We start from the raw sequence: 14708 nt of genomic DNA, 5'->3' as shown, positions 1-14708 counted from the left end.
GGCCTCTGGCGGCGTTCACTTCTCCGCCAGCAGCGCCCGCGTCACGCCGTTGGTCCAGCCGAAACCGTCCTGGTTGGGATATTCGCCGCCGCCGCCCGGCCGCCGTTCGACCACGTCGTACTTCTCCAGCAGCTTGCCCGATGCGGTATATTCGCGCTCGACGCTGCCCAGCCAGCCGGCGCGGATGCGCGATGCCGGCGTCGTCTGGCCGTAGCGGCGCAGGCCCTGGATCGCGATCCACTGGAGCGGCGCCCAGCCGTTCGGCTCATCCCATTGCTGGCCGCTGTGCACCGCCGTCGTCGCCAGCCCGCCTTCCCCGATCAGCGGGGTGAGGGCCTGGGCGGTCGCCTCTGCCTGCTCGGGTGAGGCGACACCGGCGAACAGGGGGAATGCCATCGCCGCGGTCGGCCGATCGTTCGCCTTGCCGGTATCGAGGTCATGGTCCGCGAAGAAGCGGCCGTTCCACAGATGCGTCCTGATCGCCGCGGCGCGCGCATCCGCCCGGGCGGTGAAGGCGGCGGCGCAGGCCTGGTCGCCCAGCGTGCGGCAATTGCCCGCGATCGCCCGCTCCAGTCCCACGAGCAGGCTGTTCAGATCGACCGGCACCAGTCGCGTCGTCCGGATCGTCGCCAGCGTCCGCCCATCGGCGAACCAGCGGGACGAGAAGTCCCAGCCGCTCTCCGCCGCCGCGCGCAGTTCGCGGAACAGCTGCCGACGATCGCGACCGGGTGTCGCATTGGCCAGCATCATGTCCTCGCGATAGCTCTCGTCGCGGGGGTCGTCGCGGTCGTCCCAATAGCGGTTGAGGAGCGTGCCGTCCGCCAGCCTGACCGCCCGCCGTGCCTGTTCGCCGGGCTTCAGCGCATCGGCACCGGCCATCCAGAAATCATGCTCGGCGCGGAGCTGGCGGTTGCGCGTCGCCAGGGTCGCGGCATCCTTCGACATGCCCGCCATCAGGTAGAAGACGGGCGGCTGCGAGCGGCTGAGATAATAGCTGCGGGTGCCGTTCGGGATGTGGCCGTACCGGTCGATCAGGCTGCCGAAATCGACCACCATGTCCTCGACCAGATCCTGTCGCCCGGCGAGCGGCAGGCCCAGCATCGTGAACCAGCTGTCCCAATAGTACATCTCGCGAAACCGGCCGCCCGGCACGACATAGCGGCGCGGCAGCGTCAGCGCGGAGGATCCGGCCGGCACGGTCGGCGTGCTGCGCGTCAGGTGCGGCCATAGCTGGTCGATATGGTCGGTCAGTGCGCGGCGCGGCTGCTGGCGGGGCGACGCGCTTTCCGGCACCGTGAAGTTGGCGAGGACGAACCGGCGCAGCGCCGCCGTATCGTCGCCGCACCGGCATTCGCGCCACGCCGCCATGATCGCTGCGTCCGATCGCTTGGGCACGGCATCGACGAAGGTCTTCCCGTCAGGAAAGACGCTGCGCATCTGGACTGCGTGGAACAGCGCGCCGAAGCGCTGCTGCGGGGAGGGCGGATAAGGCATGGCGGCGGTCAGCAGCGTGGCGGCGAGCAGCAGTCGGGCGATCAAGGGCGGCTCTCCAGCACGGCGGCGCGGGCCAGGGTAACCCGACGCTCGCCACGATCGATACGGATATAGACCAGCTGCTCGCCGTCGGGCAGCCGCAGCAGGAAGCCGCCCATGCCGGACCAGCGATCGGGCGTCATCGGCCGGTCGGTCATGTCGCGCCAGTCTGCCAGCTGCAGCCAATGCTGGTCGGCGAGCGGCCCGTTGCGCCGGAAGCGGGACAGCCGCGCGACATAGTCTTCCAGATCGGTGTCGCGGTTTTCCCAGTCCAGCCAGCTGATCTCGTTGTCCTGGGCATAGGCATTGTTGTTGCCCGCCTGCGTCCGCCCGAACTCGTCGCCCGCCGTCAGCATCGGCGTGCCGCGCGCAGCGAACAGGATGGCGAGCAACGCGCGCACGTCGGCATCGCGGCGACGGCGCACCTCCGGATCGTCGCTGGGGCCCTCCACGCCGTTGTTCCAGCAGACTTCCCCGGCATGACCGTCGCGGTTGTTCTCGCCATTGGCCAGGTTGTGGCGGCCGGCATAGCTGGCGACGTCGGCCAGGGCGAAGCCGTCATGCGCCGCGACGAAGTTGACGCTGCGCGTGCCACTGCCGCCGGCGAACAGATCGGACGATCCCGCCAGCCGCGTGGCGAGCGCGCCGGCATCGCCGTCGCCGCGCCAGAAGCGGCGCACGTCGTCGCGGAACCGATCGTTCCATTCGAGCCAGTTGGGCGGGAACTTGCCCAGCTGGTAGCCGCCGGGCCCGATATCCCATGGTTCGGCGATCATCACCCGCGACGACAGGATCGGGTCCGCGGCGATGGCGGCGAAGATCGGTGCGGCCGGATCGAAGCCGGGGCCACGCGCCAGCACCGGCGCCAGGTCGAACCGGAACCCCTCCACCCCCGTCAGGGCGAAGTGGCGCAGCGCCGCCAGCGTCAGCTCGCGAACGTGCGGTCTGGCGAAATCCAGCGTGTTACCGGTACCGGCATCGTTGATCAGCGATCCGTCCCCTGCCTGCGCGTAGGATGCCGGATCCAGTCCCCGCAGGCACAGGGTGGGGCCGCCGCCATCGCTCTCCCCGGTATGATTGAACACCAGGTCCAGGATCAAGCCGATGCCCGCGGTGCGCAGCGTCGCCACCGTCTCGCGCAGCTCCTCGATCCCGCCGGGCGCCAGCCGTGGATCGATCGCCATCGGCGCGACGGGATTGTAGCCCCAGGCGTTCGTCAGGCCGAGCGGCGGCAGGTGGCGCTCGTCGATCCAGGCGACGATCGGCATCAGCTCGACCGCCGTGACGCCCAGCTTCTTTAGGTGAGCGACGATCGACGGGTGCGCCAGCGCCGCGATCGTGCCGCGCTGGTGGATCGGCACGTCTGGGTGCCGCATCGTGAAGCTGCGGACGTTCAGCTCGTACACCAGCCCGCCGGGCGCGAACAACGGCGGCGGCGGGGGCGGGCGGCGCATCGCGGGCTGGACCAGCGCCTTGGGCACCAGATGGGCGGTGTCGATGCCGCGAGTGCCCAGCGCGGCGTCATAGACGAAGCGGGCGTCCAGCTCGACCGCATACGGATCGACCAGCAGCTTGGCGGGATCGAACCAGCGGTGCGCCGGCGGATCGTACGGGCCGTCGGCGCGGTATCCATAGCGCTGGAAGGGCGCGATCCCGGCGACGTTCAGGCTCCAGATCTCCCCGCTCCGCGTCATCGGCAGCCGACGCTCCGCCTCGCCGTCGAACAGGCAGAGGAGGACCGATGTCGCCTCGGGCGCGCGCACGGCGAAGCTGGTATGCTCCGCCCGCCAATGGGCGCCCAGCGTCCGGTCGGGCGGGGGTGGGGCCCCCGGCAGGATATGGTCTGCGACCCGCCGCAGGAAGCCGCGACGCGGCGGCATGCTCACGTCACGACGTCGGGCCGCTCGCGGCCGGTATGGCGGACGATCCCGGCGATCGCGTCGGCGGCGGCGGCGATATCGGCCAGCATGGCGCCGGTCTCCTCGTCGATCCGCACCGCATCGTACCGTTCCAGATAGACGCGCAGCGTCGCGCCGCTGGTGCCGGTGCCGGACAGGCGGAATACGACGCGGCTGCCGCCCGCGAACAGCACGCGAACGCCCTGGTTGCGGCTGACCGACCCATCGGTCGGATCCTCATAGGCGAAATCGTCGGCCGCCTCGACGGTCAGGTCGCCGTACCGCTCGCCCGGCAGGCTCGCCAGCCGTTCGCGGAGCGCCGCCATCAGCGCATCCGCCCGATCGCTCTCGACGCCTTCGTAATCGTGGCGGGCGTAATAGTTGCGGCCATAGGTCGCCCAGTGATCGCGCGCGATCGCGTCCACCGACTTGCCCGTCACCGCCAGGATGTTGAGCCACAGCAGGACCGCCCACAGACCGTCCTTCTCGCGGACGTGATCGCTGCCGGTGCCGGCACTCTCCTCGCCGCAGATCGTCGCCATGCCGGCGTCGAGCAGGTTGCCGAAGAATTTCCACCCGGTCGGTGTCTCGAACGCGGGGATCCCCAGCCGCGCCGCCACCCGGTCGGCGGCGGCGCTGGTCGGCATCGAGCGGGCGATCCCCTTCAACCCACCGGCATAGCCCGGCGCCAGATGCGCGTTCGCCGCGAGCATCGCCAGGCTGTCCGAGGGGGTGACGAAGCGGCCGCGGCCGATGATCAGGTTGCGGTCGCCGTCCCCGTCCGACGCGGCGCCGAAATCCGGCGCATCGGGCGCCATCATCGTCTCGTACAGCGCGTGCGCATGGACCAGATTGGGATCGGGATGATGCCCGCCGAAATCGGGGAGGGGGGTGCCGTTGCGAACGGTCCCCGCCGCGAAGCCCAGCCGCCGCTCCAGGATCTCGGTAGCGTACGGGCCGGTCACCGCGCTCATCGCATCGAACGCCATCGTCAGCCCGGCGGCGCGGATCGCATCGAAGTCGAACAGGCGTTCCATCAGCGCGGCATAGTCGGACACGGGGTCGACGATCTCGACCACCATGTCCCCGACCCGCGTCTCGCCGGGCAGGTCGAGGTCGATGTCGTCACCCGGAACCTCGTGCCAGACGTCGATCGTTCCGGTGCGCGCGTGGATGGCCTCGGTCACCTTCTCCGGCGCGGGGCCGCCATTGGCGATGTTGTACTTGATCCCGAAATCCTCGTCGGGCCCGCCGGGATTGTGGCTGGCCGACAGGATCAGTCCGCCGATCGCGCCGCGGATACGGATCAGGTTGCTCGCCGCCGGCGTGGACAGGATGCCGCCCTGGCCGACGACGGTCCGCCCGAAGCCCGCGGCCGCCGCCATCCGGATCGCGACCTGGATCACTTCGCGGTTCAGGAAGCGGCCGTCGCCCCCGATCACCAGCGTCGCACCATCCTTGTCGTCGACGACGTCGAACACCGACTGGACGAAATTCTCGGCGTAATTGGGTTGCTGAAATACCCGCACCTTTTTCCGCAGCCCCGACGTGCCGGGCTTCTGGTCGGGATAGGGCGTGGTTTGATGGTCGCGGATCATGCTGCTTCCAGAAGGTGGCGGTACAGGTCGGCGTATCGCGCGCCGCTCTGCGTCCAGGAGAAGGCCGCCTTCATGCCGTTCTCCTGCATGCGGCGCCAGAGGGGGGCGTTGGCGTGAAGCTGCACGGTGCGGTGGATGGCGTGCACCAGCGCGTCGTGCGTGACGCCGTCGTGCACGATGCCGGTCGCGACCCCGACCGCCAGTGCGGCCTCGTTGGCGTCGATTACCGTGTCGGCCAGTCCGCCGGTCCGCGCGACCACGGGCACGCAGCCATAGGCGAGGCCGTAGAGCTGTGTCAGCCCGCATGGCTCGAAGCGCGAGGGGATCAGGATCGCGTCCGCCCCGCCCTGCAACAGGTGCGACAGATGCTCGTCATAGCCGATGCGCACGCCGATGCGGCCGGGATGACGGGCGGCGGCGGACAGGAACGCCGCCTCCAGCGGCTTGTCGCCCGATCCCAGAAGGGCCAGCCGTCCGCCTGCCGCGACGAGCGTGTCGAGGACGTCGGTCAGCACGTCCATGCCCTTCTGCCATGTCAGCCGGCTGACGACGGTGAACAGGGGGCCGCTACCCGGTGCCAGCCCGAACAGCCGTTCGACCGCGGCCTTGTTCTCCGCGCGATCATCCAGCGTGGCGGCGGTGTACGGCCGGGCAAGCGCGGCATCGGCCGCCGGGCTCCACACGGCCGGGTCGATGCCGTTGACGATGCCGGAGACGATGTCGGCGCGGTCGACGATCAATCCCTCCAGCCCCATGCCGAACGCGGCGTCGCGGATCTCCCGCGCGTAGCTGGGCGATACGGTCGTGATCGCATCGGCGGCCGCCAGTCCGGCCTTCAGATAGCCGATCGCTCCGTAATATTCGACGCCGTGGATCGAATCCATCCAGCCCGGCAGATCCAGTTCCGGAAAGATGCCGCGATCGAACCGGCCCTGGAAGGCGATGTTGTGGACGGTCATCACCGTCTTCGCCGTGCTCCCCAATGCCCGGACATAGGCGGGTGCCAGTCCCGCCTGCCAGTCATGGGCGTGCAACAGGGCGAAGCGCCGGTCGGCGACCGCTCCGCTCGCCAACTCCGCGCCGGCGCGGGCGAGGGCGGCGAAGCGGCGCCAGTTGTCGTCCCAGTCGCGCCCGGTCGCGTCGCCGTAAGGGCCACCACCCCGCTGGTAGAGCGCCGGCGCATCGAGGATCAGGAGCGGATGGTCGCCCGGCTGCGACGCGATCAGCCTTGCCTCTGCTCCGATGAGGTCGGTCCAGTGATGCACCACCTCACCCTCGGCCGCCAGATCGGCAAGCGCGGCATAGCCCGGCAGCAGGGTCGCGGTCGCGAAGCCATGCGGAGCCAGTGCGGCGGGCAGCGCGCCGACCACGTCTGCCAGCCCGCCGGTCTTGACCAGCGGATAGGCTTCCGATGCGACGGACAGGACGGGTGTCACGATCCGGGGCTCGCCGGATACCGCCCGCCGCCGGACTCGAACGGAGAAGGCACGTCGGGATCGAGCCTCACACCGTCAACCGGTCGATCATCGGTTGCGTGATCAGGCAGATACCCCGCTCGGTGCGGCGGAACCGTGTCGCATCCAGTTCGGGATCGTCGCCGACGACCAGCCCGTTGGGGATCTGCACGCCGGCGTCGATCACCACCCGGCGCAATCGTGCGCCGCGCCCGATATGGCAATTAGGCAGCACCACCGCCTCGTCGAGCATCGAGAAGCTGTGCGCCCGCGTGCCGGTCGACAGGAGCGACCGGTTGATCGATGCGCCCGAGACGATGCAGTTGCCCGACACCAGGCTGGCGACGGCCGACCCACGTCGCCCGTCGATGTCGTGGACGAACTTGGCCGGCGGCGTGATCTCGGAATAGGTCCAGAGCGGCCAGCTATTCTCGTAAAGGTCGAGTTCGGGGACGACATCGGTCAGGTCGATATTCGCCTCCCAATAGGCATCGATCGTGCCCACGTCGCGCCAATAGGCGGCGGGTTCGCCCGAAGAGCGGACGCAGGATTGGCCGAACCGGTGCGCCTGCGCCTTGCCGTGCTTGACCAGATACGGGATGATGTCCTTGCCGAAGTCGCGGCTCGATCCCTCGGTCGCGGCATCGCGCCGCAGCTCCTCGATCAGGAACTTGGTCGCGAAGACGTAGATGCCCAGGCTGGCGAGCGCGATGTCGGGGCTGCCGGGGATCGCCGGCGGATCGGCGGGCTTCTCGACGAAATCGACGATCCGGTCCTGCTCGTCGACATGCATCACGCCGAACGCCACCGCCTCCATCCGCGGCACTTCCATGCAGGCGACGGTCACGTCCGCACCGCTGTCGCAGTGCTGCTGGAGCATGATCTCGTAATCCATCTTGTAGATATGGTCGCCGGCCAGGATGACCATGAACTCGGGACCATAGCTCTCGATGATGTCGATGTTCTGGAACACCGCGTCGGCCGTACCCTCGTACCACTGGAACTCGCTGACGCGTTGCGAGGCGGGCAGGATGTCGAAGCTTTCGTTGCGTTCCGGCCGCAGGAAGTTCCAGCCGCGCTGCAGGTGGCGGATCAGGCTGTGCGCCTTGTACTGGGTCGCGACCCCGATGCGGCGGATGCCGGAGTTGAGGGCGTTCGACAGGGCGAAATCGATGATCCGGCTCTTGCCGCCGAAATACACCGCCGGCTTGGCGCGCGTGTCGGTCATCTCGAACAACCGGCTGCCGCGACCACCCGCCAGCACATAGGCCATCGCGTCGCGCGCCAGCGGCTGACCCCTGCGGTGTTCCATCCTCATCCTCCCATTATTATCTGGCGCCCCGGGGACCGATCCGGAACGTCGCTTCTTACGGCATTGACGATCAAGCTCGACCCCGGGTCAAGCCCGAGGCGACGACAAAGACGACAATCAGCGCTCATATTCCAGCATGATGGTCGCCAGCGGGGGCAGGGTGACCCAAGCGGCCCCGTCCTTCGCCTCGATCCCGCCCAGGTTGCCCAGGCCCGAGCCCCAATATTCCTGCGCGTCCGAGTTCACGATCTCGCGCCAGCGTCCCTCATGGGGCAGCGGTATGCGATACGGAGCACGGGCGATCGGCGTCATGTTGACGATCACCGCCACCGGCTTCTCGCCCGGTGCCTTGCGCAACCAGGCGAAGACCGAGTTGACGGCATCGTCGCCCACCAGCCACTCGAACCCCTCGGCCTCGCAATCGCGTGCGTGAAGCGCGGGCGTCTCGCGGTAAGCGCGGTTCAGGTCGCGGACGAGATTGCGCACCCCCTCGTGCGCGTGGCTGGTGCGCAGGCCCCAATCGAGCGCCCGCTCCTCGCTCCACTCGGCGCGCTGGGCGAACTCCTGCCCCATGAACAGCAGCTTCTTGCCGGGATAGCCCCACATGAACGCGTAGTAGAGGCGCAGATTGGCGAATTTCTGCCAGTCGTCGCCCGGCATCTTCGCCAGCAGCGATCCCTTGCCATGAACGACCTCGTCATGGCTGAGCGGCAGGACGAAATTCTCGGAATAGGCATAGACGAGGCCGAAGGTGATCTCGCCGTGATGATGCTGCCGGTGGATCGGCTCGCGCGCCATGTACTGGAGCGTGTCGTGCATCCAGCCCATGTTCCACTTGAAGCCGAAGCCGAGCCCGCCGCTCCGCTCGCCCGGCGGCGGGGCGGGATGCGACACGCCCGGCCAGCTGGTCGATTCCTCCGCGACGGTGAAGACGCCGGGGTTCTCGCGATAGACGGCGCGATTGGTGGCGCGCAGGAACTCGACCGCCTCCCAGTTCTCGCGCCCGCCCTCTTCGTTGGGGATCCACTCGCCGGCGTTGCGGCTGTAATCGCGGTACAGCATCGATGCGACGGCATCGACGCGCAGTCCGTCGATATGATAGCGTTCGGCCCAGAACAGCGCGTTGTTGACGAGATAGCTCGACACCTCGCGCCGCCCGAAATTGTAGATCGCGGTGTTCCAGTCCGGGTGATAGCCCAGCCGCGGGTCCTCGTGCTCGTACAGCGACGTGCCGTCGAAACGGACCAGTCCGTGCGTGTCCATCGGGAAATGCGCAGGCACCCAGTCGAGCAGTACCCCGATCCCGGCCTGATGCGCGCCGTCGACGAAGCGGGCGAAACCTTCGTGATCGCCGAAGCGGGCAGACGGAGCATACAGCCCGGTCGTCTGATATCCCCATGACGGATCATAGGGATGCTCGGTGATCGGCATGAACTCGATATGGGTGAACCCCATCTCGACGACATACGGGATCAGCCGGTCGGCCAACGCGTCCCAGCTGAGGAACCACCCATTATCGTCGCGGTCCCATGATCCGGCATGGACTTCGTAGATCGACATGGGGACGCGGCGCGGATCGACGCCCGCCCAATGCTCGCGGTGGCCGGCATCCTGCCAGTCGTGACGGAACGGGCCGGTGGTCAGCGACGCGGTGCGCGGCCGCAACTCGGCGGCGAAGGCGAACGGATCGGCCTTTTGCGGCTGGAGGTTACCGTCATGGCCGAGCAGCTCGAACTTGTACGCCTCGCCCGCCGGCAGATCGGGGAGGAATATCTCCCACACCCCGACGTCGTTGCGTCGCCGCATGACATGACGGCGGCCGTCCCAGCCGTTGAAATTGCCGACGACCGATACGCGCCGCGCATTGGGTGCCCAGACGGCGAAGTGCATCCCGGTCGCGCCCTGATGCTCGATCAGGTGGGCGCCCATCTTGTCCCACAGGCGCAGATGGGTGCCTTCGCCCATCAGATAATCGTCGATCGATCCCAGCACGGGGCCGAAGGTATAGGGATCGACGACCGTCCACTCCGCATCGCCGGCGCTGATCCGGTAGCGGAGCGGCTGGGGTTCCCCGGCCAGCACGCCCTCGAACAGTCCGTCCCGATCGTGGGTCAAGACGCCCAGGCTGTCGCCGTCCAGCGTCAGGGCCTCGACGGCCTCCGCGCCCGGCAGCCAGGCTCTCGCGAAGCTGCCCTCCGGTCCCGGAAAGATACCAAGGAGCGAGAAGGGATCATCGTGACGCCCTTCCAACAGGGCGGAGATGGCGTCACTTGGTGGCTTCACAGGACTCCCCAGATGTCCTTCGCATAGTCGCGGATCGTTCGATCAGACGAGAACCAACCGACACGTGCGACGTTCCGCACCGTCGCCGCATTCCAGCGGGGGCGATCCTCCCACCACCGGTCGACGCGACGCTGGGCGGCGGCATAGCTGTCGAAATCGGCCGCCAGCATGAACCAGTCGCCGTCGTACAGCCCGCCGACCAGCCCCTTGTACCGGTCGGGATCGTCCGGAGAGAACACGCCGGACGCTATGTTCGACAGGGCCTGTGCCAGCTCCGGCGAACCCTCGATGATCGCCCGGGGATTGTACCCGTCGGCACGCCTGGCCGCGACCTCGTCGGCGGTCATCCCGAAGATCACGATATTGTCCTCACCGACATGGTCGCGGATCTCGACGTTCGCGCCGTCCAGCGTGCCGATCGTCAGCGCGCCGTTCAGCGCGAACTTCATGTTGCCGGTGCCCGATGCCTCCATGCCCGCGGTGCTGATCTGTTCGGACAGGTCGGCGGCGGGGATGATCTTCTCCGCGAGCGAGACATTGTAATTGGGTACGAACGCCACCTTCAGCAGGCCGCCGATCGCCGGATCGGCGTTGACCCGGCGTGCCACGTCGTTGGCCAGTTTGATGATCAGCTTGGCGTTGTGATAGCTCGATGCCGCCTTGCCCGCGAACAGCTTCACCCGCGGTACCCAGTCGCGCTCCGGATGGCTGCGGATCTGGTCGTACAGCGCCACCGTCTCGACGATGTTCAGCAGCTGGCGCTTGTACTCGTGGATGCGCTTGATCTGCACGTCGAACATCGCGTCGGGATCGATGCGCAGGCCCATCAGCTCCTTCAGATGCTGCGCCAGTGCGACCTTGTTGGCGCGCTTCACCGCCTCGAATTTGCCCTGGAAGGCCGCATCGTCGGCATGGGCGGCCAGCGCGTCCAGCTTTACGGTGTCATCCAGGAAGGCATCGCCGATCGCCTCGCGGATCAGGTCGGTCAGCGCCGGGTTGCACTGCTGCAGCCAGCGGCGCGGGGTGATGCCGTTGGTCTTGTTGTTGATCCGGTCCGGATACAGCTTGTGCAGGTCGGCGAAGACCGTCTGCTTCATCAGGTCTGTATGGAGCGCCGCCACGCCGTTGATGCTGTGCGACCCCGCAAAGGCGAGGTTCGCCATCCGCACCCGCCGCGATCCGCCCTCGTCGATCAGGCTGATCGCCTTGATCGCGTTCTCGTCGGAACCCGCCGCCCGCGCCTCGCGCAGCAGCTTGGCGTTGATCGCGTAGACCAGCTGCATGTGCCGTGGCAGCAGCCGCTCGAACAGCGGCAGCGGCCAGCTCTCCAGCGCCTCGGGCAGCAGGGTGTGGTTGGTGTAGCCGAAGGTCCGCTTGGTGATGTCCCAGGCCTCGTCGAACCCCATGTCGTGGAAATCGATCAGCAGCCGCATCAACTCGGCGACGGATACCGCCGGGTGCGTGTCGTTCAGCTGGATCGCCGCCTTGTCGGGCAGCGTCCGGACGTCGTCGAAATACTGGATGTGCCGGCGGACGATGTCCTGGATCGAGGCCGACGAGAAGAAATACTCCTGCCGCAGCCGCAGTTCCTGCCCCGCGGCGGTGGAGTCGTTGGGGTACAGCACCCGCGTCAGCGTCTCGGCGCGGAGCTGCCCGGCCAGCGCGCCGGTGAAATCGCCCTCGTTGAACCGGTCGAGGCGCAGGGGATCGATCGCCCGCGCGGTCCACAGGCGCAGCGTGTTGACCCGCTTGCCGCGCCAGCCGACCATCGGCGTGTCGACGGCCATCGCCTCGACCGCCTCGCCCACCTTCCAGTGGACATGGCCCGTCTCGGTCCCGATCACTTCCCCGCCGAAGCCGACGAAGTACGCGCTCTCGCGCCGCTCGAACTCCCAAGGGTTGCCGTATTGCAGCCAGTTCTCGGGCAGCTCGACCTGGAAACCGTCGTCGATCCGCTGCCGGAACATGCCGTTCACATACCGGATGCCATAGCCATAGGCGGGCAGGTCGAGGCTCGCCATGCTCTCCATGAAGCATGCCGCCAGCCGGCCGAGGCCGCCATTGCCCAGCGCCGCATCGGGCTCGATCTCCTCGATCGTCGCCAGGTCGACACCCAGCGATGCCAGTGCGCCGGCGATGTTTTGGGTCTTGTTCAGGTTCGACAGCGCGTCGCGCAACAGCCGCCCGATCAGGAATTCGAGGCTGAGATAATAGACCCGCTTGGCGCCCTTGGAATGAGCGTCGCGGGTCGATTCCATCCAGCGTTCGATGATGTCGTTGCGCACCGTCAGGATCGTCGCGGCCAGCCAGTCGTGCGGCCGCGCCGCCTTCTGGTCCTTGCCGATCCGGTGGACGAGCGTGTCGAGAATGGCGTCGGCGAGCGGCTTCGAGGAGACGGGCTGCGCGGTAAGGGAAGTGGCCAAGGAACGTCCCGACAAAAGTTGATCCACGTTGGGGTGTAGCCCCGGCCAAGCCGAAGTCACGTCGAATACGTAGGAATCGCCCTCACAACATTCCGTAAAGCAGCGTGACGTTCAGCGCGATGATGACGCCGGTGACGATCCACGCCAGTCCGCGCAGCCACGCCGGGCTGACGAACTCGCCCATGATCGTGCGCGATCCGGTGAACATCACCAGCGGCACCACCGCGAACGGCAGCTGCAGGCTCAGGATCACCTGGCTCAGCACCAGCAACTGCGTCGCGCCGCTATCGCCGGCGGCACCGACGACCAGCACCGCCGGAATGATCGCGAGACCGCGCGTGACCAGCCGCCGCGCCCAGACCGGCAGCCGCAGGTTCAGGAAGCCCTCCATCACGATCTGCCCGGCCAGCGTTCCGGTGACGGTCGAGTTCTGGCCTGACGCCAGCAGCGCGACCGCGAAGACGACGCTGGCGGCGCCGACACCCAGCGAAGGGGCCAGCAGGCGATACGCCTCGTCGATCTCCGCCACGTTGGTACGCCCCGCGGTGTGGAAGGTCGCCGCCGCCAGGATCAGGATCGCGGCGTTGATGAAGAAGGCGAGGCCCAGCGCCACGGTGCCGTCGATCGTCGCGAGCTTCGCCGCCTCGCGCCGGCCGACCCCGTCCTTGCCGAGGTCGAATGCCCGCGTCTGGACGATCGAGGAATGCAGGTAGAGATTGTGGGGCATCACCGTCGCCCCCAGGATGCCGATCGCCAGGTACAGCATCGTCGGATTGGTCAGGATCTGCGTCGTCGGGATCAGCCCCATCGCCACCGCGCGGGGGTCGGGCCGGGCGAGTGCCAGTTCGAACACGAAACACCCCGCGATCACCAGCAGCAGGGCGATGATGAACGCCTCCAGCCGGCGGAAGCCGAAGCGTTGCAGCGCGAGGATCAGGAAGACGTCGAGCGCCGTCACCACCACGCCCCAGGTCAGCGGCAGGCCGAACAGCAGCTTCAGCGCGATCGCCGTGCCCAGCACCTCGGCAAGGTCGCACGCGACGATCGCGATCTCGCACAGGACCCACAACGCCATCGCGACCGGGCGCGAGTAATGGACGCGACACGCCTGCGCCAGGTCGAGCCCGGAGGCGACGCCCAGCCGGACCGCCAGCGCCTGCAGCACGATCGCCATCAGGTTCGACAGCAGGATGACCGACAGCAGCGCGTAACCGAACGCCGATCCGCCCGCGATGTCGGTGGCCCAGTTGCCCGGATCCATATAGCCGACGGCGACCAGGTACCCCGGACCGGCAAAGGCCAGGAAGCGCCGCCACCGGCTGCCCCCGACCGGCAGGGCGACGCTGCGATGACTGTCGGCGAGCGAGCGAATGAGATCTGTCATCGCGCGCGGTCCTGCCGGATGACGAAGGGAGGGGCAAGCCGCGTGTTGAGGCGGATCGCCGTGGTGGCTACCATCCGGTGGACGGGGCAGGGGGCGGCGCATGAACGGCGTGTTGGGACTGGCGGGAGTGGTGGCGCTGCTGCTGGCGATCGGGCTGGCGATCGGCATCGCCGACCGGAAGCGGTTCTCGCCGCGGTGGCTGCTGGTCGCCGCGCTGCTGGTCGTCGTCAACGACGTGCTGCTGACCGGCGCCTATGGCGTGCTGCCCGATCTGATCGGCGGGCGATGGAACTGGCAGGGCAAGCTCCTCGCGCTGATCGCCACGCTGGGCATTGCCGCGCTGCCCGCCTTCGGCTGGCGCCGGGTCGGGCTGACCCCGCAACAGGCGCCCGGCAGCCTTCGCGCCGCCGCGCCGGTGGCGGCGCTCTATGCGGCCTTCTTCGTCGTCATCGCCCTGCTTTTCCCTGCCGACCCGGCGAATGCGGAAGAGGTCGCGTTCCAGTTGACCATGCCGGGGCTGGAGGAGGAGCCCTTCTATCGCGGCATCCTGCTCTTCGCCCTTGATCGCGCCTTCACCGGGCGCAGGCGGTGGCTCGGCGGGGATTGGGGATGGGGAGCGGTGCTGTCGTGCATGATGTTCGGGCTGGCGCATGCCTTCGGTTTTGCAGGCGGCGGCTACTCGTTCGATCCCGTCGTCATGGCGCTGACCGCCCTGCCGGCCCTGATCGCCGTCTGGATCCGGCTGCGGACGGGCAGCCTGTTGCTGCCGGTCATCCTGCACAATGTCGGGAACGCGGTTCCGCTGCTGATCTGACGCAGCGCC

Annotated in this window: 9 protein-coding genes; 1 reads left to right on the top strand and 8 read right to left on the bottom strand. The window is 68.1% G+C overall.

What is annotated here, in order from left to right; translation table 11 throughout:
- Window positions 1-15: 15 nt before the first annotated feature.
- From treF to ABC319_RS07810, 8 genes are all read right to left on the bottom strand, one after another.
- Window positions 16-1539: an alpha,alpha-trehalase TreF gene (treF, locus tag ABC319_RS07845; protein WP_413069683.1), complete on the bottom strand. Its 1524-nt coding sequence runs from the start codon at window positions 1537-1539 to the stop codon at window positions 16-18.
- A complete protein-coding gene (gene glgX, locus ABC319_RS07840; RefSeq protein WP_413069682.1) occupies window positions 1536-3413 on the bottom strand; it encodes a glycogen debranching protein GlgX in 1878 nt (625 codons plus the stop codon). Before glgX ends, treF begins: the two co-directional genes overlap by 4 nt.
- Window positions 3414-3415: 2 nt before the next feature.
- Entirely contained in the window at window positions 3416-5029 is a 1614-nt protein-coding gene (locus tag ABC319_RS07835; protein ID WP_413069681.1) for an alpha-D-glucose phosphate-specific phosphoglucomutase, read from the bottom strand.
- Window positions 5026-6468, bottom strand: coding sequence for a glycogen synthase GlgA (gene glgA / locus ABC319_RS07830; protein ID WP_413071649.1), 1443 nt, complete (start codon window positions 6466-6468; stop codon window positions 5026-5028). The genes ABC319_RS07835 and glgA overlap by 4 nt, the downstream gene beginning before the upstream one ends.
- A gap of 64 nt (window positions 6469-6532) precedes the next feature.
- Entirely contained in the window at window positions 6533-7795 is a 1263-nt protein-coding gene (glgC, locus tag ABC319_RS07825) for a glucose-1-phosphate adenylyltransferase (protein WP_413069680.1), read from the bottom strand.
- A 117-nt stretch (window positions 7796-7912) separates the two neighbouring features.
- Entirely contained in the window at window positions 7913-10078 is a 2166-nt protein-coding gene (gene glgB / locus ABC319_RS07820) for a 1,4-alpha-glucan branching protein GlgB (protein ID WP_413069679.1), read from the bottom strand.
- Entirely contained in the window at window positions 10075-12501 is a 2427-nt protein-coding gene (locus tag ABC319_RS07815; protein ID WP_413069678.1) for a glycogen/starch/alpha-glucan phosphorylase, read from the bottom strand. Before ABC319_RS07815 ends, glgB begins: the two co-directional genes overlap by 4 nt.
- 82 nt (window positions 12502-12583) lie before the next feature.
- Window positions 12584-13885 carry an Nramp family divalent metal transporter gene (locus tag ABC319_RS07810; RefSeq protein WP_413069677.1) on the bottom strand — a complete coding sequence of 434 codons (1302 nt, stop codon included), beginning with the start codon at window positions 13883-13885 and terminating at the stop codon, window positions 12584-12586.
- Window positions 13886-13985: 100 nt separating this feature from the next.
- On the opposite strand from ABC319_RS07810, the gene ABC319_RS07805 reads away from it, so the two are divergent.
- Window positions 13986-14699 (top strand): CPBP family intramembrane glutamic endopeptidase, BDIM_20840 family, encoded by a 714-nt coding sequence (locus ABC319_RS07805; protein ID WP_413069676.1) that lies wholly within the window; start codon window positions 13986-13988, stop codon window positions 14697-14699.
- The last annotated feature ends 9 nt before the right edge of the window (window positions 14700-14708 follow it).

It is taken from the genome of Sphingomonas phoenicis (assembly GCF_047238005.1).
GTDB lineage: Bacteria > Pseudomonadota > Alphaproteobacteria > Sphingomonadales > Sphingomonadaceae > Sphingomonas.
This window is presented reverse-complemented; position numbering and strand designations above follow the sequence as displayed.